We start from the raw sequence: 21,910 nt of genomic DNA, 5'->3' as shown, positions 1-21,910 counted from the left end.
TTCGCCACCATAACCTCACTATGCTGTTCACTGCGGTTCATATTCGAGGCGCACAGCAATGCTGTTTGCTATTCAACACCATCAGTCATACTGTCTTTAGGAAGTCGGCATCTTTGGGCAACAAACGGCAACCGAAACACCAGGAATATTCTGTTCCCGTCATGACCCAAAAGACCGTTTATCATCGGGCAACAGCAGATGAACTCCGATAATCTTCCTGCATCGCTACAACTGCAAAAACTGCGTCTGCTCAGCGGACTGATTATGTTCTCGTTTTTGAGCATGCATTTGCTCAATCACGCGCTTGGCCTGATCTCCATTGAAGCGGCCGAGCACGGAAAACGCTGGTTCTCTGCTGTCTGGATGAACCCAGTCAGTCTCAGCGTCTTTTATGGCGCAGTTCTGACCCATGTTCTGCTCGTGCTGCATGCGCTTTATAAACGCAGAACCCTGAACATGCCGATGCGTGAGGCCCTGCAGCTGATATTCGGGCTTCTCATTCCACTATTGATTATCGAGCATGCCGCAAGTCTCAGATTTTCAAGCATGCTCTATAGCATTCCCATTACCTATGAGAATGTCATCCGCCGTCTGTGGATCAATGCGCCTGTGGCGGGCGTACGGCAAAGCGTGGCTGTTGTTGTCATCTGGAGCCATGGCTGTATCGGCCTGTTTTTCTGGCTGCGATACCGCTCCTGGTATCCGCGTGTCGCGCCCTATTTCCTGACAATCGCCGTTCTGGTACCGGTTATGGCACTGCTCGGCTTCAGCAGTGCCGGACGTGAGCTTGAAAGCGCCCAGAGCTACAGGGCCTTGCCCAACCCCATCATTGCTGCTCCTAATGAATTGCACCGTCCAGACCCTCGGCAGGCAAGCATTGATGACAACATCAACAACATCGTCAAATCCATCCAGCTGACATTCGTCGGCATGGTCGGGACAGTGTTCCTGTTGCGTGGCGCACGCACTTTGCGGCAGAACTCGACATCGATCGATATTCATTACGAGCATGGCGCAACGGTTCGCGCTCCAAAGGACATGACACTGCTGGAGGCGAGCCGACTGAATGGCATTTCTCATTATTCGGTTTGCGGTGGACGGGGTCGCTGTTCCACCTGCCGAGTGAGAATTCTCGAAAGTGACGCCCCCCTCCCGCCACCCGGTGATATTGAGAGAGCCACTCTGCAACGTATCCATGCAGATCAGAATATTCGACTTGGCTGTCAGTTGCGACCACAGTCCAACCTTCGTGTTGCACTGCTTCTTTCACAAAACCACCAGCAGGTCGCCCCAGCCGAAAGTGAGCCAATCCGTCCAGGTCGCGAAGAGGAAATTGCTGTCCTGTTCTGTGATCTGCGGAACTTTACGACGTTGACGGAAGCCCGCCTTCCCTATGACATCGTGTTCCTGCTCAACCGCTATTTTGCGATTGTTGGCCAGGCCATCGAGCAATCCGGTGGCAGGCTGGACAAATTTATCGGCGATGGCGCAATGGCGCTGTTCGGCCTCGATGGTAATTCGGCAAACGCCTGCCGGGATGCCATGCGGGCAGCAGCAACGATCGTGCAGGACATAGAGCGTCTGAATGAGGAACTGGAGAAAGATTTCTCGGTACATCTTCGTATTGCCATTGGCGTCCATACCGGCCCATCCATCGTCGGCGTGATGGGATATGGCGAGGCGAAGTCGCTGACGGCGATCGGCGACACAGTCAATGTCGCGAGCCGTCTGGAAAGTGTGGCAAAAGAATTGAATGCCACAATCGTTGTCTCGGAACCGGCTATCGTCCAGTCAGGTGTGCCGATTGGCACTCTGCAAAAACACGATATCACAGTGCGCGGACGGTCGTCGCAAATGCGCGTTTATGTTATCTCGGAACAGGAAAGTGCTCGCTTTCTGCCAACTCCGGCGTAAATCCAGTCTCCGTCATGAAAATTGCTTTCTACGCTCCGCTCAAATCGCCCAATCATCCCGTCCCCTCCGGCGACCGGCTGATGGCGCAATTACTCATGCAAGCCATGTCGATGGCTGGCCATGATGTATCTGTGGTCTCGGAGCTGCGCAGCTTTCTGCGAAATGCCGACGACCCCGATTACGAGACTTTGCTGCAAAGTGCGAAGGAGGAAAGTGGCCAGATCAGGCAGAAATGGCAAACAAGTGGCAAACCGGACGTCTGGTTCTGCTACCATCCCTACTACAAGGCGCCGGACCTGCTTGGTCCTTTGCTGTGTGATGAATTTGGCATTGCCTACATCACATCGGAAGCGTCCTATTCAAACCGGCGCAATATCGGCCACTGGGCTGAAAACCAGCGCCGTCTGCTGGATGGTATAAAGCGTGCGACCGTCAATCTTTGCTTTACGAAACGCGATCATGACGGCCTGCTGACGGCCGCACCTGACGCCCGGTTGGCGATGCTGCCGCCATTTATCGATCCCGCCATTTTCCTTGCACAAAAACCGGCACCTCACCCTTTCCGGCTGGTAACGGTGGCGATGATGCGCGCTGGCGACAAGCTGGAAAGCTATGCTGCGCTGGCAAGCGCACTGGCACAACTACCGCCCAACCTGCCCTGGACACTGGATATCATTGGAGATGGTCCGGAGCGTAAAAACGTCGAGCTTTTGTTGGATGAGTTTGATCCGTCACGTCTTCATTGGCATGGCGAAAAAAAGCCAGAAGACATCGCGGTCATCTTGGCCAATGCCGCCATCTATGTTTGGCCGGGTCATGGCGAAGCCTATGGCCTGGCCTATCTGGAGGCGCAGGCGGCGGGGCTTCCTGTTGTCGCAGAACACACAGCCGGTGTCCCGGAGGTGGTCCAGAATGGCAAGACTGGCCTTTTGACGCCGGCAAATGATGTAAATGCCTATGCTGCGGCAATAGAACATCTGCTGCGTCATGATGACGACAGACAAACGCTGGCAAGTAATGCACGTTTATTCGCAACGATGGAACGTTCGCTTGATCGTGCAAGCCAGAACCTCAACACCATTCTCACGAACGATATTGGAACCACCGATGACAGCCATCTCCCTTCGTGAAACACTGGATGAATTCGCAAGTCAGGGAAAATCGGTTGATCTGTGGTTACGGGATGACGACGCGATTGAACCAACTGCCGCTCTGGAAAAACTGGTTCGTCTGACGCAGCAGTATGCTGTTCCCCTGACGCTGGCGGTGATTCCCGAACATACCGGCGAGAGACTGGCAACCTATCTGCGGGATTACCGACATATTGATGTGGCAGTGCATGGCTGGTCGCACCTCAATTACGCGGCAGAAACTGAGAAAAAACGCGAACTCGGTCTGCACAGGCCGAAACAAATCGTTCTCTCCGAACTGACCCATGGCTTTGAAAAGCTGCACGACCTCTATCCAGGCCAGTTCATTTCCATGTTGGTGCCACCGTGGAACCGGATCGATGACGGTATCGTCGATGGATTGCCGGATATCGGCTATCAGACACTGTCGGTGTTTGGACGAAACAAGCCGGCAAGTCTGCCGCTTCTGAACACCCATATCGATCTGATGGATTGGCACGGCACCGGCGGCGGACGACCACACGACGCGCTGTTTGAGGAAATCGCCACGCGGCTGCGATCAGAACCGCAAGGTGGCAGTATCACCGGAATTCTTACCCATCACCTTGTGCATGACGACGTTGCCTGGGCGTTTCTGGAAAAGCTGTTTGAGCTTACCGCCAACCATCCGGCCATCAGCTGGCGCGCTTCACGACAGCTGATGGCGACACTGTCACCATGATTTCCAGGCAATAAGCAGACCGGACGAGTTTTCATCAATTGCAGCGCGCACTGCCAGCACGTCATCAAGTGGCGCCTTGTCCGGTATTGAGCCAGCAACAAAATCGGCACCGGCGAGGCAGATCGATGCCGCGCGGGCAACAACGGTAAACAGCAACGGACCCGTTGCCCACCAGGCTGGTGCCCGTGGCATATCGTGTAACGCCGCCGGAATGGCTGTCAGCATACGGGTGAACACCGGATGCTGTGGCGGTGCGGCAATAAAAGAGTTGGCCAGAAGCACACTTCCTCGTCCCGTATCGCGTGGCACCTCTTCGGCAAAAGCGGTCAGGCCCTGCAGCGGCAACAGGTCATGAAAGCTGATATCATCGCGCGCCGGGTACCAGTCACAATCAAGATAAATACCACCAAAGCGTTCAAGGATGACATAACGAGCCACGTCAACCGCCCCGGGATAATCTCCGCGTCTCAGCATGTCGGAAAAGACCGGATTATCCGTAATACCTTCACGGTCAATGTCGGCTTCGCGCCACAACCTGAATTCGTAGCCATGATCTTCGGCGTGCTTACGCCACGCCTCGATGCTGACCGGAAGCTCTTTTGGCCCAATCCAGATCTGGTGAGTGATCTTCGGGACCGGCTTTCGGTTTGCCTCTGCAAGCGCGCGATGTCCGCTAACATCAAAGATACCGTAAGGGGCCAGGACCTCAGGTGGTGGAACGAGAGTGTATTGATAACCAATGCGTTTGAGTGTGTCTTTTTCCACTTTGGCCTGCCGCAGCAAGGCCGCATGCAGCCTGCGCGGCAAACCAAACACGGTTTTTGGACCCATCAGGCTGTTGTCTGATTCTTTTTGCAAGTCTCGCAGCAGGGACCGCGCCTCATCGTGGCGATTTTCCTTTTGAAATTTTCTGACATCGGCGAGCAGAGCGTCATAATAGGTCTTGTCCGCCATGTTTCCTTCGGTCCCGTTCAAATGCGGATGTAACGTCATTCCGCTTTTGCCCATACGCAAGCATAGACAGACCAATGGCCCTGCGATAACGTGACTGTAACATCCTGATTACCCATTCGTATTACAGGTAAACAAAAGGATCGAGACAGGGAACCCATTGGCATGAAAACAGGCGTCGATTTGCTGCGCGTTGAAAATGTGCGCGTCTCGTTTTCTTTGATGGGTGGAACCATAGATGCCGTTCGCGATGTCAGCCTGCGCATCCTGCCGGGTAAGGTCACCGCACTGGTCGGAGAATCCGGTTCCGGAAAATCCGTTCTCGGCCAGACCATCATGGGTTTGCACCCAAGAACAGCACATACCAGCGGCCGTATCCTGTTTAATGACACTGAGAAATCGGCAGGCCCGGTCGATCTGTTATCGCTTCCCCAAGATGGGCGAGAAATGCGCTCCATCCGCGGCAACCGTATCGGCCTGGTCTTTCAAGAGCCGATGACATCCTTCTCGCCCCTGCACACAATCAGCAATCAGATAGATGAGGCCTTGAGAATTCACACGACGCTCTCGCCAAAAGAGCGTTACGAAACATTGCTCGATACACTTGATCTGGTGGGTTTCTCTAACCCGGCCAAAGTCTGCAACATGTACCCGTTCGAGCTATCGGGTGGTATGCGGCAAAGAGCGATGATTGCGATGGCACTGATCTGCCGCCCGGCTTTGCTGATCGCCGATGAACCCACGACGGCTCTCGACGTGACGATCCAAGCACAAATCCTCAAATTGCTACGGGACCTTCAGGAACGTCTCAACATGAGCATGTTGCTCATCACCCATGATCTCGGCGTCGTTGCCAATATCGCCGACGAAGTCGCCGTCATCTATCAGGGTGAGATCATGGAGGCTGGCCCGGTCAACGAAATATTCCGCTCACCGTCCCATCCCTACCTCAAGGGACTGATGGCGGCCGTTCCGCATTTCGATATGAAGCCGGGCGAAAGGCTGAAAGCGCTGCGTGAAGTCACGGTCGACAAACACAGCCTGATCGGGCGCAGCACCACAAAGCAACACAAGAAGGACGGTGTTCTGCTTTCGGTTGATAACATCGAAAAGTCGTTCACCATTCGCAAAGCCGGCTGGTTTGAAAAAGCCGCTGCAACCAAGACCCTCGCCGTCGAAAATGTCAGTTTTGATATTCGTCGCGGAGAATGCCTCGGTCTGGTGGGGGAAAGCGGAAGTGGCAAAACCACCGTCAGCAAGATTTTGATGCGTGCCGTAAAGCCCGATGCCGGCAGCGTCACCTTCCATGATGATACCGGCGATATCGATGTGCTGAATGCCTCCGGCGATGACCTCAAGACATTGCGTACCAAAATCCAGATGGTGTTTCAGGATCCGGTGTCCTCGCTGTCACCACGCATGACTGTCGGCAATATCTTGAGTGAACCGCTGGAAATCCACAATCGCGGCAATGCCAGCACTCGGAAAGAAGCTGTGCGTGCGCTGCTGAAAGCCATCGGACTTGGTGACAGTGCCCTTAATCGTTACCCGCACAGTTTTTCCGGTGGCCAAAGACAGAGAATTGGCATCGCCCGTGCTCTGGCACTGGGGCCTGAACTGCTGATCTGCGACGAGCCTGTGTCAGCGCTTGACGTTTCCGTACAGGCGCAGATCCTCAATCTACTGAAGGATTTGCAGCGGGATCTGGGGCTGACATATCTGTTTATCTCCCACAATCTGGCCGTGGTCGACTACATGGCTGACCGCGTTGCCGTAATGTGCGACGGCCGCATCGTGGAAATCGCCCCGCGTGAAATCCTGATGCAGAACCCGGTTCACCCTTACACCAAGGCACTTTTGACAGCAGTCCCCTTCCCTGATCTGGATCGTCCGCTGGACTATGCCAAACTCGGAAAATCGGGCTTTACCAACCGTGCCAGCTGGGGCCGCCAGTTCCAGTCGGAAGGCAGCCACGGTCTCGCGCCCGCTGACCTGGGCAATGGACATGTCGTGCTTGCCAACCGCAATGTCGACGTAACGGAGTTGCGCTCATGATAACCCGGCGCACCACCTTGATGCTGCTTGCTTCGGCTCTTGTCCCGGCGACCGCCCGTGCCGCGCTGGTGGAACCGGAAAGCCTCAAGCAGAAAGTACAGGCCGGCGAACTGCCTGACATTGCCAATCGTCTGCCAAAAAATCCCCGCGTCCTCGACTTAAAATCACTTGGACGCATGCCCGGAAAACACGGCGGTTCGGTGCGAATGCTGATTGGTGGGCAACGCGATACCCGCCTGATGCCGATCAATGCCTATGCCCGTCTGGTTGGTTACGACGAAAAGTTCAGTTTCCAGCCTGATATTCTCGAAAGCTACGACATATCCGAAGGCCGCATTTTTACGCTGCATCTGCGCGAAGGCCATAAATGGTCCGATGGCAGTGACTTCACGACAGAGGATTTCCGCTATTTCTGGGAAGATGTGGCGCTGAACAAGGAAATCCATAAGGGCGGCCCGCCCATCGACCTAAAGGTGCATGACCAGCCACCAACCGTCGAAATTATCGACAAACTGACCGTTCGTTATACCTGGCAGGGGGTAAATCCGGACTTTCTTGCCAAGCTGGCGGCACCATCACCGGCCCGCCTGTATCTGCCTTCCGCCTACATGAAGCAGTTCCACAGCAAGTACCAGACACCTGAAAAACTTGCGGCCCTTATCAAGAAAAACAAGGTTGATGACTGGAGCGGCCTCCACATCAAGATGTCGCGCCAGAACCGGCCGGAAAACCCTGATCTGCCGACGCTGGATGCTTGGCGTCCGCTGACTGCACCGCCAGCCGAACAGTTCGTTTTTGAGCGCAATCCCTATTATCATCGCATCGATGAAAACGGCCTGCAGCTGCCCTACCTCGACCGTTTTGTCCTCAACGTTTCCTCGTCGGAAATCATCGCAGCCAAAACCGCATCCGGTGACAGTGACCTGCAGCTGCTCGGCCTGGACTTCTCCGACTACACATTCCTGAAGGATGCGGAAAACCGTTACCCTCTCAAGGTCAATCTGTGGAAGCGTACCCAAGGATCGCGAATTGCCCTGTTGCCAAACCTGACCTGCGGTGACAGCCAATGGCGCACACTGTTTCAGGATGTTCGGGTGCGGCGCGCATTGTCGATTGCCATCAATCGCCACGAAATCAATATGGCCTGTTTTTATGGTCTGGGCACGGAAAGCTCTGATACGGTGCTGCCGGAAAGCCCGCTTTACAAGCCGGAATTTGCGCAAGCCTGGGCGCAGTTTGATCCAGAGGCGGCAAATGCGCTGCTCGACGAAGCCGGTCTTCAGGCCAGAAATTCATCCGGCATACGCCTGCTGCCCGATGGTCGTCCTGCCCATATCGTTGTCGAATCCTCAGGTGAAAGCACGCTCGAAACCGACGTGATGGAACTGGTGACCGATCACTGGAAAGACGTCGGCATCTCACTTTCTGTTCGCGTTACACAGCGCGACGTATTCCGCAGCCGCGCAATGGGTGGCGAAGTGACGATGGCTGTGTGGATGGGCATGGACAATGGCATTCCGACAGCGGAAATGCTGCCATCAGGTCTTGCTCCCACCGACACAGATCAATTGCAATGGCCACTATGGGGCGTGCACTACCTGTCTGGCGGCCGCGAGGGCAAAGCGCCGGATCTACCCGAGGTCAACCAGTTGCTGCAACTTCTCAAGCAGTGGAGAACCAGCACTACGCTCGAAGACCGCACCGCAATCTGGCAGCAGATGTTGTCACTTTATTCGCAGCAGGTCTTTTCGATCGGCACCGTGAATGGCGCGCTGCAACCGCTGGTGCATTCATCGCGGTTAAACAACATTCCGTCGAAGGGATTGTTCGGTTACGACCCGACATCCTACCTTGGTGTCTATATGCCCGATACATTCTGGTACGGGGAAGGGGCATAATATGCTGCGCTATATTCTCGGCCGCATCCTATTCATGATCCCGACGCTGATCCTGATTTCCATGCTGGTTTTCACGATCATCGAGCTTCCACCCGGCGATTATTTCGAAAGTTATGTCGCAGAAGTCCGCGCCATGGGCGAGACCGCCGACATGGCGGAAATCGAAGACCTTCGCATCCGCTACGGTTTTGACCAGCCCGCCCCGATCCGCTATCTGCGCTGGGTATCGGGCATGCTGGTTGGTGATTTCGGTTATTCGTTCGAATACCAGTTGCCGGTCAGTGACGTGGTTGGTGACCGTCTTTGGTTGACGGTTCTCGTCTCATTCGTCACCATTATCGTCACATGGATTCTCGCATTCCCTATCGGCATCTACTCGGCAACCCACAAATACAGCTGGGGTGACTACGGCCTGACATTCCTCGGTCTGCTTGGCATTGCCATTCCCAACTTCATGCTCGCGTTGATTCTGATGTATTTCGCCAATATCTGGTTCGGCACATCGATCGGCCATTTGATGGACCGCGAATATCTCGGTCAGGCGATGAGCTGGGCCAAGTTCAAATCCATTCTTGAACATCTGTGGATCCCGGTTCTAATCATTGGCACCGCCGGAACGGCTGGCATGATCCGCAGACTGCGCGCCAACCTGTTGGATGAGTTGCAGAAACAATATGTCGTCACCGCCCGCGCCAAGGGCCTGCACCCGTTTCGCGTTCTCACCAAATATCCGCTGCGCATGGCCCTCAACTTCTTCATTTCCGACATCGGCTCCATCCTGCCATCGATCATATCAGGCGCGGAAATCACCGCCGTCGTGCTATCTCTGGAAACCACCGGACCGATGCTCATCAAAGCGCTGCAAAGTCAGGACATGTATCTGGCCGGGTCATTCCTGATGTTCCTGGCATTCCTGACGGTCATCGGTGTTCTGGTGTCGGATATTGCACTCGCCATCCTTGATCCGCGTATTCGCCTGGGCGGAGGGAGCCATAAATGAGCGCGCCTATTCCCGGTCCCGGTGAACCGTTGCAGCATTATGTATCAACCGCGCCATTCGATCCCTATCTGGTCGAACCGAACACCAGCGGCATGGCAGGAATTGCACGGGCCTCACAGCTAAAGCTGATGTGGTGGCAGTTCAAACAGCACAAGCTGGCGCTGTTTTCCGGCATCTTTCTGATACTGGCCTACTTCGCCATCATCATTGCGGAGTTTCTGGCACCCTATAATCTACACACCAGAAATGTTGAGCAGATTTATGCGCCACCCCAAAGCGTGCATCTGTTCCATGACGGCAAATTTATTGGTCCCTTCGTCTACGGACGGACCATGTCGCTGGAAATGGAAGATTTAAAACGCGTCTATACTGACAACCCCAACGACATTCAGCAGCTACGGTTCTTCTGCCGTGGCGACAGCTATCGGTTCTGGGGGCTTTTCGAGTCCAATACGCATCTGGTCTGCCCTGCCAAAGACGGCGAGTTCTTTTTCCTGGGAACAGATCGGCTGGGGCGTGACGTGCTGTCGCGCATCATCTACGGCGCACGCATCTCGCTCACAATCGGCCTGTTTGGCGTGACCATGAGCTTCATTCTCGGAATTGTGATTGGCGGTCTTGCCGGTTATCGCGGTGGCGTATTCGACCTGATCGTTCAGCGCATCATTGAGGTTCTGCAGTCCATTCCAAGCATTCCGCTGTGGTTGGCGCTTGCCGCAATCATGCCGGTCACCTGGAGCCCAATCCTTGTTTATCTCGGCATCACCGTCATTCTCGGCATGCTGGACTGGACGGGACTTGCACGAGCGGTGCGCTCCAAACTGCTGGCATTGCGCGAGGAAGACTATGTTCTTGCTGCGCAATTGATGGGTGCAAGCACCCGCCGCATTATTGGCCTGCACCTTATTCCGGGCTTCATGTCGCATCTTATCGCTTCGGCAACACTGACCATCCCCGGCATGATCCTGGGCGAAACTGCCCTCAGCTTCCTCGGCCTTGGTTTGCGCCCTCCGATCACAAGTTGGGGAATTCTGCTCACTGAGGCGCGCAGTGTCAGCGTTATTGCGTTATATCCTTGGCTATTGCTACCAACGCTACCGGTTGTCCTTGTGATACTGGCTTTCAATTTTCTGGGTGACGGTCTACGAGATGCTGCAGATCCTTTCAAATAAGCAAAAACCGGTAGTCCGGCACCTCGCCATCATCTGTCCAAACACCATGAGGCATTCTCAGTGACATCCCGTCTGAACGATGCACGCATCCTGATGTACAGTCATGATACGTTCGGCCTTGGCCATTTGCGCCGCTGCCGCACGATTGCCCATGCGCTGGTAGAAGACTACCGTGGCCTGAACGTGCTGATCATTTCCGGCGCCACGATAGCCGGGGCTTTCGATTATCGCGCCCGCGTCGATTTCGTCAAAATTCCCAGTATCATCAAGCTGCGCAATGGCGAATACACGTCGCTGGATCGTCATATCGACCTTCAGGACACGCTGAAAATGCGCCGGTCGATCATTCGCCACACCGCAGAAAGCTTCCAGCCGGATGTCTTCATCGTTGACAAGGAGCCGATGGGCCTGCGCGGCGAAGTTGAGGAAACACTTGAATATCTGAAATCGCAAGGCACGAAGCTGGTCATTGGCCTACGCGACGTCATGGATGCGCCACAGCTTCTTGATGCCGAATGGAAACGCAATGATGTGATGAACAAGATTGCGAAATTCTACGACAATGTCTGGGTCTACGGGCCGCCCGATTTCCACGATCCGCTCAATGGCCTCGATGTGCCGCAAGCTGTACGCGATCGCATGGAGTTCGTTGGCTTCCTGCAACGATCACAAACGCAAAGTGAAATCGACAACCCTCGCCCCAAGGATGACTACATCCTCGTTACCACCGGCGGTGGCGGTGACGGCAGCGAACTGATTGATGATGTTCTGAACGCCTATGACTATGACAAGACACTGACCCACAAAGCTCTTGTTGTTCTCGGTCCCTACATGCCGACCGAGCAACGCGACAGGCTGTTGAGCAAGGCTGCCCACATTCCGCATCTGGAAATCATCCAGTTCGACAACCGTATGGAAGATCTGGTTGCCGGCGCGAAGGCCGTTGTTTCCATGGGTGGCTATAACACCGTTTGCGAAATCTTTTCGTTCGACAAACCGGCTCTCATCGTGCCGCGCGTCGTGCCCCGCGAAGAACAGCTGATCCGCGCCAGCCGCGCCAAGGAGCTGGGCCTGTTGGACATGCTGTTGCCGGAAGAAGCAGAAAATCCTCAGCTGATGGCAGAGGCGCTGAAGGCCCTGCCACACCGACAGCCGCCCTCTGCAAACTCCCAGAACTTACAGCTCGATGGTTTGCAGAACATTTCGCGCAGAATAGCAGAATGGCTGCATGCCAGCGAAGACATCAACGCCGCCAAGGCGACAGGCTAAGCGCTTTTGAACACAACAAAGCAACCGATAGCCTTCCGAGAAAAAAGAGATTGTAAGAGCTTGAGCGACAAGAAAAAAATCGTCGTCCTTTTGAAGGGATATCCGCGGCTTTCTGAGACGTTCATTGCACAGGAATTGCTTGGGCTGGAGAAAGCCGGGCTGGAGCTGGAACTGGTCGCCATGCGCCGTCCTACCGACAAGAAACGCCATCCCGTCCATGATGAAATCAAGGCTCCGGTTTCTTACCTGCCGGAATATCTGCATGAAGAACCGATAAGGGTTTTGCGGGCGCTTTGGGCCTGCCGCAAACGCCCCGGATTTGGCAAAGCCTTTAAACGCTTTCTGTGCGATTTTCGCCATGACGTGAACCGCAACCGTATTCGCCGCTTTGGTCAGGCAGCCGTTCTTGCTGCCGAGTGGCCAAACAATGGCGGATGGCTGCATGTGCATTTCATTCATACGCCCGCCTCCGTCGCCGCCTATACTCACCTTCTGACGGATATTCCCTGGACGATCTCTGCCCATGCCAAGGATATCTGGACGTCCAACGACCGCGATCTCTCGGGCAAGCTCAACAGCGCGCGCTGGGCGGTTACCTGCACCGCCAGCGGTTATGAGCATTTGCGTAATCTGGCCCGGCAGAAGGACACAGTGCACTTAAGCTATCACGGGCTGGATCTGACACGTTTTCCGCATTTTGATGCCGACCGTCCAGCCAATGACGGCTCCGATGCTGCCCAGCCGATCACCATTTTGAGCGTAGGTCGCGCCGTCGAGAAAAAGGGCATCGATATTCTGCTGAAAGCCCTGGCCTCATTGCCCTCTTCTCTGCACTGGCAACTCGTTCACATCGGCGGAGGCGAGAAGCTGGAAAGCCTCAAGGCTTTGTCAAACTCGCTTGGCCTTGCTGACCGCGTGACCTGGAAAGGCGCGATGGATCAGAAGGAGGTTCTGGACCATTACCGCAAAGCCGATCTGTTCGCACTTGCCTGCCGCATCACGCAGGATGGTGACCGTGACGGCCTGCCAAACGTGTTGGTCGAGGCTGCTAGCCAGAAGCTCGCCTGTCTGTCTACCAACATTTCAGGCATCCCGGAGTTTTTCATTTCAGGCGAAAACGGCCTTTTGACCAATCCGGAAGATGTCGCCGCTTTCACCACAGCACTACATACCTTGATCACGGATCCCGCCCTGCGCGCACGACTTGGTGCTGCCGCCGAGCAGAAAGTGCGCACCGCATTCGATAACAATACCAGCATTACCCATCTCAAATCCCTGTTCGAACAAGAGTGGGAAAAAGGCGTATGACCAAAGAAACCGCCACGCCGGGACCACGCGTTTTATTTTACGTCCAGCATTTGCTCGGCATCGGTCACATTGCGCGGGCAAGTCGCGTCGCCAACGCCATGCAGAGAGACGGTTTTGATGTGACGCTGCTCACCGGCGGTCTGCCAGTACCCGGTTTTCCGGCTGACGGTTTGAAGCATGTGGCATTGCCGCCGATTGCCGTTGGCGATAGCGGTTTTTCCGGTCTGGTCGATATCAACGGTAAGGCGGTCGATGACAGCTTCAAGCAGCTGCGCACCACCCTGCTTTTAAACACCTTCGAAGAGGTGAAACCAGATATCGTCATTATCGAGGCCTTCCCGTTTGGTCGGCGGCAGGTGCGGTTTGAGCTTTTGCCCTTGCTGCAAGCCATCGAACAATCACGCCCGCGCCCACTGCTCATGACGTCGCTGCGCGATATCTTACAGGAACGCAACAAACCGGGCCGTGACGAAGAAACAATCGAACTCGTCAAAAAACACTTCGACACCATTCTTGTTCATGGCGACCCGAATTTCGTTAAGCTTGAGGAAACGTTCCCGCTCGCGCACGAGATTTCCGCACGCGTGGTTTACACTGGCCTCGTTGCCCCTGAACCGCCGCCAGAACCAACAGAGCAGTATGACGTGGTCGTTTCCGCAGGCGGTGGCGCCGTCGGTGCGCAGCTCATCAAAAGTGCATTGGAAGCGTCAAACATCGTTGACGATGTAAACAGCTGGTGCCTGATAACAGGCCCTAACATGCCGCAGGCAGACTTCGACGCGATTTCCGCTCAGGCCAGTGACAAGGTTTCCGTTTTCCGTTTCCGCAAAGATTTTCCAAGCCTGCTGTCAGCGGCAAAACTATCGGTCTCTCAGGCGGGCTATAATACGGTCTGCGATATTTTGCGGGCAAAATGCCGCTCGCTTCTTATTCCCTTCGCTGTCGGCGGTGAAACCGAACAGGGCGCCCGTGCCGAGCGGCTGGCGAAGTTACAGCTAGCCCATGTCCTGCAGGAAGACCAAATCTCCGGCCCGGCCATGGCAGATGCCATCAGACAGGCACTGGCGCTTCCATCACCTGATAGTCAGAACCTTGATCTCAACGGTGCGCAAGGCACCGCTGCAATTCTGCACAAGCTCTATCAATCGCGCTGACAGGTATAGCCTATTTCAGCTTTTCCCGCCGGAAACCAAGGCCGATCAAGCGGCCGGCCAAATGGGCAAGAAGCGGGAATTTGATGATCGCCTTTACAAAACCTGGCGGTCCCGATGGTTTGCCCGCGTTCGCTTTCGGTGCCTTTCGTCGGTTGCGCATCATCAATTGCAATTTTTGCGTAGCTTTGGTCGGGAAAGAGCGTCGTGCTTCAACAGCTGCAAGGTCATTATCTGAGACGGTACCTCTGGTACTCAGTGCAGGTGTCAGGATATTGGCGGCAGCAACCGCATCCTGAATGGCAAGGTTGACCCCGACACCGCCAATCGGCGACATGGCATGGGCGGCATCACCAATACAAAGCAGACCTTGTCGCCACCAGCGTTTCAGACGATCGATCCGCACGGTCAGTAGATGCACATCATCCCATGACGCAATTTCCCGCATCCTGTCCTTCGGCAGAGGACTGACAGACGCAACTGCATCCCAAAATGCTTCGATGCCCCTATGTTGCAGTTCGGCAAATGTACCCTTGCGCACCACAAAACCGCATTGCCAATAGTCACCGCGATCAATCAACACCAGACCTTGCTGGGGGCCAGCATGTCCCATCGTCTCGTTGGGATCACCCGGCTGTTTGGAAAGTCGCATCCACAAGAGTTCGGTTGGCACACCAAACCGTTCAACCTGAAGGCCGGCCTTGTCTCGCACGACGGAGTTTCGACCATCGGCGCCAATGACAAGCGCACTCTTGATGACAACATCGCCTTCCGGTGTTGAGACCTCCAGCCCGCAAACGCGACCGTCTTTTATCGACAGGCCAGTCACAGGCGCATTCATCAACAAACGGAAGTTTTCGTATTGCCCTGCTTTGCCTGCCAGAAAGTTCAGGAAATCCCACTGCGGCATGAAAGCAATGAAGCGGTTCTTGACCGGCAACCATGAGAAATCGGCAATGGTGATGGTGTCATCCCCGATCTGTGCATGCAGCTTTTCAGCTCGCGTATGCGGTAGCTGCAGAAATTCCTTGATGAAACCAAGCTGCTCGATCACCTCAAGCGTTGATGGATGGATGGTATCGCCACGAAAATCGCGCAGGAAATCGCCGTGTTTTTCAACCACAGTGACGTCAATACCAGCGCGCGCAAGCAGCAAACCCAGCATCATTCCCGCAGGTCCACCACCGGCAATCGCAACAGTGGTTTCCAAATGCCGCACGGCTGGAGGATTATCGGAAAGGCTCTGCTGAACGTTCATTCCACTCCCCAGACGTCTTGCAAGTCACTGCGCCCTATCGGCCGTTTTCGCAGCAAAAACGGATTTGGGCTGTGGCCAGCCCTTCTCATCAAACCGGAACAACCAGTTGTAACGCGCAAAGATAAAGGCAAAGGCCATGGCCGTCCACACACCAAGCAACAAACCGGCAGCGACATCACTCGGATAATGCGCCCCAACGATGACGCGTGAAATTCCGATGATGAGGGCAAGCAGGAGAAAGACCGGCCGCAGACGCGGGGTCAGCATGGCAAGCGCGCCACACAGCGCTCCGATAGCCGTCGAATGGCCGGATGGAAAACTCTCGTAAGACCATTGACCTGCAAAAGGTGTGAGGCTGAAGGCACCGAGTTCACTGAACAGTTCCGGCCTTGCCCGACCGATCAGAAACTTGAGCAGATGGACCAGAATTCCGGCAGAGGCAATCGTGAGGAAGAAATATAGAAACAGCCGGTAGCCCGTCCGTAATTTCCCGACATAGGTACTGTTGCGATAAACCTTTCCGGCAATGAAGGCGATAATGATCACCAAACCCGATGAATAAAGCATCCACCGAAATGTACCGAGATCGGTAATGGCACTGTTGAAGCCGACAACCCTGCCCGGCAAGCCCTGCGCTCTCTCTGACAGAGCGGCATCAAACGGCATGAAAACCAGAACCAGGACAATAGACGCCAGAAACACCCAACCACTGGAAACAATAAATCTGTTCATGCAACTCCTGTTGGTCTGACCTTACCGCTCTTCAGCATATGGCTTTCGCCGTTCAGGAAAACAATGGCGATGGTTTCTTCTTGTTCCGCCCTGTTTTCGCAGGTAGAGCCATCACAACGTAAAAGATACCGGATTGCAACGATGATACCCGGCACTACCACACCACGCAGCCTGACGATACTTGGCTCGACAGGCTCTATCGGCACCAGCACTCTCGATGTTCTGCGCCAACTCGGCGGCCGTGACGCATTCGACATACTAGCGTTGACCGGAGCGGATAATGTCGAGCTGCTGGCAGCGCAGGCCAAGGAATTTGGCGCAAAGCTGGCCGTCACCGCCAATGATGAAAAATATGAAGCGCTGAAGGTAGCGCTTGCCGGCACCGGCATTGCAGTTGCAGCTGGAAAAAATGGCCTGACGGAAGCAGCCGAGATGGATGCCGGTTGGGTTATGGCGGCCATTGCCGGAACACCCGGTCTTGCTCCAACGATCACAGCAGCAAAACGCGGCGCTGACATCGCACTCGCCAACAAGGAATGCCTTGTGTCGGCAGGTGATGTGTTCATTCGCACCATCAAGCAGGGCGGCGGCAAGCTCATCCCTGTCGATAGCGAACATAGTGCCATCTTCCAGTGCCTTGAAGGAAATCCACGCCAATCTCTGGAGCGCATTCTGCTGACTGCGTCCGGTGGACCATTCCGCACCTGGAGCAAGGAACAAATGGCTGGCGTGACGGTGGAAGCGGCCAAAGCCCATCCCAACTGGTCAATGGGCCTGAAGGTTTCGATTGGCAGCGCCACCATGTTCAACAAGGCGCTGGAAATGATTGAAGCGAAATTCCTGTTTGATGTTTTGCCTGAACAGATTGAGGTGATCATCCATCCGCAGTCGATCATACATTCTATGGTCAGCTACCACGATGGTTCGGTGATTGCGCAGCTTGGCTGCCCGGATATGCGTACCGCCATTTCTTATGCTCTGACCTACCCTGAGCGCGCACCGCTCAACGTTGATCGTTTGGACTTCGCCAAACTTGCGAAGCTTGATTTCGAAGCTCCCGATGAACAACGCTTCCCGGCATTGCGTTTGGCCCGCACCGCTCTGGAACGTGGCGGCGTGCAGGGCGCTGTGCTGAGTGCCGCTGATGAGACTGCTTTCCATGCCTTTGTTGAAGGCCGTATCGGTTTCCTGCACATGGCTGAAGCCGTCGAATTCGCGATGGACCGGATGGCTGATGGTCGCACAGCGGATAGCATGGACGACATTATTGCCGCTGACCAGCAAGCTCGTCTTCTGGCTGAAGATTATATCGCCCAAACAGAAAAAGCCGCCTGAGAGGCGGCCATTCCAAATGTTTCAGCGAGTTAAGGCTGAGCCTTATCTTACGCGACGGCCCGCGCCAGTGCGCAACGTGCCCACAGTTGATGCAACGAACCCACCAGATGCTCGATATCCGCATCGCTGTGCAGCGGTGTCGGTGTAATGCGCAGACGCTCTGTCTTGCGCGGCACCGTGGGATAGTTGATCGGCTGGACGTAGATGTCGTGGTTATCCAGCAGAATATCCGAAATCCATTTGCACTTGGCAGCATCGCCAACCATGACAGGCACGATATGGCTTGGGTTTGGCATGTGCGGAATGCCACTGGCATCCAGGAGTGTGCGCAGTTTGCGAACCCGGTCCTGATGACGGGCACGCTCAAACGGGCTGGACTTCAGGTGCTGGATGGACGCCACAGCACCCGCAGCCAATGATGGCGGAAGCGCAGTCGTGAAAATGAAGCCCGAAGCAAACGAACGGATGAAGTCGCAAAGTGCTGTGGAACCGGCAATGTAGCCGCCCATTACGCCGAATGCCTTGCCAAGCGTTCCTTCGATGATCGTCAGGCGATGCATCAGACCTTCGCGTTCGGCAATGCCGCCACCGCGCGGACCATACATGCCAACGGCATGCACTTCGTCCAGGTAGGTCATGGCGCCATATTTGTCGGCCAGATCACAGATTTCCTTGATCGGCGCAATGTCGCCATCCATCGAATAGACGGATTCAAAAGCGATCAGCTTTGGCGCCTTCGGATCAGCAGCCTTCAGCTTTGCCTCGAGGTCTTCGAGATCATTATGCTTCCAGATGACCTTTTCGCACTTGCCATACCGAATACCTTCAATCATCGACGCATGGTTCAGCGCGTCAGAGAAGATGATCAGACCAGGAATTTTCTGTCCGAGCGTTCCAAGGGTTGCCCAGTTGGAAATATAGCCAGACGTAAAGATCAGTGAAGCTTCTTTGCCGTGCAGGTCAGCAAGTTCCTGCTCAAGCAGGACGTGATAGTGACTGGTACCAGAAATATTCCGGGTGCCTCCCGCACCCGCGCCACAGTGATCGATCGCCGCTTTCATGGCCTCGATAACTTTCGGGTTCTGCCCCATTCCGAGGTAGTCGTTAGAACACCAGACTGTTACGTCGCGCTTTTCACCATTTGCATTGTAGCGAGTGGCCCGCGGGAACTGCCCCTGATGGCGTTCCAGATCCGCAAATACCCTGTACCGCCCCTCTGTGTGTAAGCTGTCCAGTTCGCCCTTGAAATATGCCTCGAAATCCATGCCTTGCTCCAGAATTCTTGAGGGAGTTTTGAGTTCTCCCCTTCGAACCGTCAACCCCGACAGACCAACTTTACATAGCCTGCGGCAATTCGCCTACTCTTTTGAACGATTCCAATATACTTCTTTTAGCGCTTTCGCGATGGCTTGAACTTGATTCACATCAAATTCAGAAAAAGATTGGAACGAAAACCGGCAGCGTGCGTTTGAAACCTGTCGGCAATTCCGGTTCATCAGCCAGCTAATCAGGCTTCCATAAATGACGGTGAATTGTTAAAGCAATCCGTAGCGGTCGGAGGACAAGCAGTCACCGCATAAAAAACTGGGACGCCTATCGGAGCTGAGGCTCATTGTAACGTTGGAGAGAGTAAATGAAGAAGGCCATCGTATTTGCACTGGTTGGCTTGGCGCTCGCAAGCTGCACACAAACTGAAAAAGGCGCATCAATCGGTGCCGTTTCCGGAGCTGTTCTCGGTGGCGCAATCACCGGTAACGTTCGCGGCGCAGCAGTTGGCGCTGCTATCGGCGGTGTTGGCGGCGCGCTCATTGGTAATGCCAATGAACCTGGCAAATGCTACTACCGTGACCGTTATGGTAACCGCTACGTAGACCGTTGCTAATCTCGATTGCAGATTTATGCAGAATGCAGGCCCCGGTTTTCCGGGGCTTTTGCATTTTAACATCGGAAAAGTTGATTCTGCGTATCAAAATCGGACTTTTATGCTTAGATTATTATATTAACGAACGGGAAACCGGTGAGAGCGATAATAAATGCTCAACCATAAAGTAGCAGATGCCGACAAAACGGACTGACCCGAGATTGAGTATTGCGTACCGGAAGGCAGGCACCGCACTGGCGGTTGCGGCAGCAGTGGTTTTATACCCTGCGTTTGTGCGGGAAGCGAACGCGTTCAAGCTGTTTGGCATTACGCTTTGGGGATCAGACGAACCGGAACTCGAGATCATCAATCCGGTTCGCTACAGCGCAAGCATGGATGTTCCGCTCGTTGATCCCAAGTTCTACGAAAATCTGGAAAACGCGTCGTTTCTGATTTCCGATCAGGACAAACCCGTATCGGGCGATCTTGGCCTCGTCATAAAGGCGCGCGACGACCGCGACCGTCTCGTCGCCTCTCTTTATGAAAATGCCCGCTATTCCGGTGTCGTCAAAGTCAGTATCGCTGGCACAGACATTGAAAATCTTCCCCCCAATCCGGTCTTTGACCATTCAAAGCCGGTTCCTGTGCATATCCAGATCACACCAGGCCCAGAGTTTACTCTTGGCAACATAATTCTGGAAGGTGACGCCGCAGGGCGCAACCTGGAAGAGTTTGGTCTGGTGCGCGGCGGCAAGGCCGGCTCGCTCAATATTATCCGTGGTGGCGAAAAGCTGATTGAGCAGCTGAAATCCGAAGGCCGCCCGCTGGCCAAGCTGACCAAAAGACAGGCGGTCGCCGACCACGCTACCAACACCGTCGATGTGACGATGGCGGCAGAAGCGGGGCCAGTCGCACCGGTTGGCATGATCGGCATCAAGGGTCAGCAAAGCGTTGATCCGGACTTTATTCGTTATTACTCCAGACTGAATGCCGGACAGCCCTATTCGCCGGAAAGCCTGCGCAAGGCATCCGAGCGGCTGCGCCAGCTTGGTGTCTTCTCCAGCGTCACAGTTCGCGAATCCGAGCAACTCGCGGCCAACGGCTCCTTGCCACTGACCATCGAAGTGTCCGAAGGAAAACACCGCTATTTCGGCCTCGGTGCGCAATTCTCGACAACCGAAGGTGCCGGCCTGCAAGGCTATTGGGGCCACCGCAACCTGTTTGGCAAGGCGGAAACCCTTCGCATCGAAGGTTCTGTTTCGCGACTGGGTGAGGCATCCAGCGTCGAAGGCATGGATTATTCCGCTGGCATTACCTTCACGAAGCCAGGCGTCTTCCATCCCTCGGCAACATTCAAAGCAAGCCTTATTGCCAAGACCGAGCATCCTGACACCTATGAAGCCAAGACCATTACAGGTGCTGCAGGCTTCAGTTATGAGGTCAATGATACCGATACTGCAGCGGCAGGACTTGAGGTCAGCTGGACGGATACCGATGATGCCTATGGCAACAACAAGTATCTGACGACATCCATACCGCTGGAATATGTGCGCGACACCCGTGACAACAAGCTTGATCCGACAACCGGCTTCCGTGCAGCCATTGCCGCCAAGCCCAGCTATGAAGCGATGAACGGCACATTCTTCTCGACCTTTGAAGGCTCAGCCACCGCCTATAAGGGACTTGGACAAGAAGATCGCGTTGTGCTTGCCGGTAAACTTGGCGCGGGCGTTTTGGTGGGTGCAAGTGACCTTCAGGATGTACCTGCAACTCGACGTTTTTATGCCGGTGGCGGCGGCTCGGTGCGTGGTTACAGCTATCAGGAAATTTCACCCTATAACGCCAATGGCGATGCAACAGGTGGTCGCTCTTACGTTCTTGGCTCCGTAGAAGCCCGTATCAAGATCACCGAAACAATCGGTCTTGTACCATTTATCGACGCGGCAGCGGTTTCTACCCGCATGACACCGGATTTTTCAGATATAAGAGCAGGCGCAGGCATCGGCTTACGCTATGCAACTCCTTTCGGTCCATTGCGTTTGGATGTTGCAATGCCTCTCGACAAATATGATGGCGGCAACAGTTACGGCATTTACGCCGGTATCGGTCAATCGTTCTGATCGTGCTGCAGTTCGTCTGAAACAAGGCAAAACAC

17 protein-coding genes are annotated in these 21,910 nt (G+C 54.7%); 13 read left to right on the top strand and 4 right to left on the bottom strand.

Translation table 11 applies throughout. The annotated features are described in order from the left end of the window. Nucleotides 1–198 precede the first annotated feature (198 nt). From M2418_RS24210 to M2418_RS24200, 3 genes are read left to right on the top strand one after another with little or no spacing between them, the layout of a single operon-like run. Entirely contained in the window at nt 199–1,914 is a 1,716-nt protein-coding gene (locus M2418_RS24210; RefSeq protein WP_259149588.1) for an adenylate/guanylate cyclase domain-containing protein, read from the top strand. 14 nt (nt 1,915–1,928) lie between these two features. Continuing rightward, nucleotides 1,929–3,044, top strand: coding sequence for a glycosyltransferase family 4 protein (locus M2418_RS24205; RefSeq protein WP_250984321.1), 1,116 nt, complete (start codon nt 1,929–1,931; stop codon nt 3,042–3,044). Beyond that, nucleotides 3,022–3,765 carry a polysaccharide deacetylase family protein gene (locus M2418_RS24200; RefSeq protein WP_259149586.1) on the top strand — a complete coding sequence of 248 codons (744 nt, stop codon included), beginning with the start codon at nt 3,022–3,024 and terminating at the stop codon, nt 3,763–3,765. The genes M2418_RS24205 and M2418_RS24200 overlap by 23 nt, the downstream gene beginning before the upstream one ends. On the opposite strand, the gene M2418_RS24195 is transcribed toward M2418_RS24200, so the two are convergent. Beyond that, nucleotides 3,757–4,719: a glycosyltransferase family 32 protein gene (locus tag M2418_RS24195; RefSeq protein WP_259149585.1), complete on the bottom strand. Its 963-nt coding sequence runs from the start codon at nt 4,717–4,719 to the stop codon at nt 3,757–3,759. The two genes, M2418_RS24200 and M2418_RS24195, sit on opposite strands and share 9 nt — an antisense overlap. A gap of 162 nt (nt 4,720–4,881) precedes the next feature. On the opposite strand from M2418_RS24195, the gene M2418_RS24190 reads away from it, so the two are divergent. From M2418_RS24190 to M2418_RS24160, 7 genes are read left to right on the top strand one after another with little or no spacing between them, the layout of a single operon-like run. Next, nucleotides 4,882–6,771: an ABC transporter ATP-binding protein gene (locus M2418_RS24190; protein WP_259149584.1), complete on the top strand. Its 1,890-nt coding sequence runs from the start codon at nt 4,882–4,884 to the stop codon at nt 6,769–6,771. Beyond that, complete coding sequence (locus M2418_RS24185) at nt 6,768–8,669, top strand: ABC transporter substrate-binding protein (protein ID WP_250984317.1); 1,902 nt, start codon at nt 6,768–6,770, stop codon at nt 8,667–8,669. The genes M2418_RS24190 and M2418_RS24185 overlap by 4 nt, the downstream gene beginning before the upstream one ends. Before the next feature lies 1 nt (nt 8,670). Further along, nucleotides 8,671–9,669 (top strand): ABC transporter permease, encoded by a 999-nt coding sequence (locus M2418_RS24180; protein ID WP_192490368.1) that lies wholly within the window; start codon nt 8,671–8,673, stop codon nt 9,667–9,669. Next, on the top strand, nt 9,666–10,841 hold the full coding sequence (locus M2418_RS24175) for an ABC transporter permease (protein WP_192490369.1): 1,176 nt from the start codon (nt 9,666–9,668) through the stop codon (nt 10,839–10,841). The genes M2418_RS24180 and M2418_RS24175 overlap by 4 nt, the downstream gene beginning before the upstream one ends. Before the next feature lie 60 nt (nt 10,842–10,901). Further along, the gene (locus tag M2418_RS24170) at nt 10,902–12,110 is read left to right on the top strand and encodes a glycosyltransferase family protein (protein ID WP_259149583.1); all 1,209 of its coding nucleotides are present in this window, start codon (nt 10,902–10,904) and stop codon (nt 12,108–12,110) included. Between the two features lie 60 nt (nt 12,111–12,170). Next, nucleotides 12,171–13,418, top strand: a complete 1,248-nt coding sequence (locus tag M2418_RS24165) for a glycosyltransferase (RefSeq protein WP_259149582.1) — start codon at nt 12,171–12,173, stop codon at nt 13,416–13,418. Beyond that, on the top strand, nt 13,415–14,572 hold the full coding sequence (locus tag M2418_RS24160; protein ID WP_259149580.1) for a glycosyltransferase family protein: 1,158 nt from the start codon (nt 13,415–13,417) through the stop codon (nt 14,570–14,572). The genes M2418_RS24165 and M2418_RS24160 overlap by 4 nt, the downstream gene beginning before the upstream one ends. Before the next feature lie 10 nt (nt 14,573–14,582). Here M2418_RS24160 and M2418_RS24155 read toward each other — a convergent pair whose 3' ends face one another. Further along, nucleotides 14,583–15,827 (bottom strand): FAD-dependent oxidoreductase, encoded by a 1,245-nt coding sequence (locus M2418_RS24155; RefSeq protein WP_259149579.1) that lies wholly within the window; start codon nt 15,825–15,827, stop codon nt 14,583–14,585. Nucleotides 15,828–15,851: 24 nt separating this feature from the next. Then, a complete protein-coding gene (locus M2418_RS24150) occupies nt 15,852–16,559 on the bottom strand; it encodes a phosphatase PAP2 family protein (RefSeq protein WP_250984311.1) in 708 nt (235 codons plus the stop codon). Between the two features lie 141 nt (nt 16,560–16,700). On the opposite strand from M2418_RS24150, the gene dxr reads away from it, so the two are divergent. After that, nucleotides 16,701–17,894, top strand: a complete 1,194-nt coding sequence (gene dxr / locus M2418_RS24145; protein WP_259149578.1) for a 1-deoxy-D-xylulose-5-phosphate reductoisomerase — start codon at nt 16,701–16,703, stop codon at nt 17,892–17,894. A 47-nt stretch (nt 17,895–17,941) separates the two neighbouring features. Here dxr and hemA read toward each other — a convergent pair whose 3' ends face one another. Then, a complete protein-coding gene (gene hemA, locus M2418_RS24140; protein WP_259149577.1) occupies nt 17,942–19,159 on the bottom strand; it encodes a 5-aminolevulinate synthase in 1,218 nt (405 codons plus the stop codon). Nucleotides 19,160–19,527: 368 nt separating this feature from the next. Here hemA and M2418_RS24135 point away from each other — a divergent pair, with 368 nt between their 5' ends. Beyond that, a complete protein-coding gene (locus tag M2418_RS24135) occupies nt 19,528–19,776 on the top strand; it encodes a YMGG-like glycine zipper-containing protein (RefSeq protein ID WP_192490377.1) in 249 nt (82 codons plus the stop codon). A gap of 173 nt (nt 19,777–19,949) precedes the next feature. Beyond that, nucleotides 19,950–21,875 (top strand): autotransporter assembly complex family protein, encoded by a 1,926-nt coding sequence (locus M2418_RS24130; RefSeq protein ID WP_250984309.1) that lies wholly within the window; start codon nt 19,950–19,952, stop codon nt 21,873–21,875. Nucleotides 21,876–21,910 lie beyond the last annotated feature (35 nt).

Origin of the sequence: Rhizobium sp. BIGb0125, from assembly GCF_024810055.1 — a bacterium.
In the GTDB taxonomy this organism is placed as follows: Bacteria; Pseudomonadota; Alphaproteobacteria; order Rhizobiales; family Rhizobiaceae; genus Agrobacterium.
This window is presented reverse-complemented; position numbering and strand designations above follow the sequence as displayed.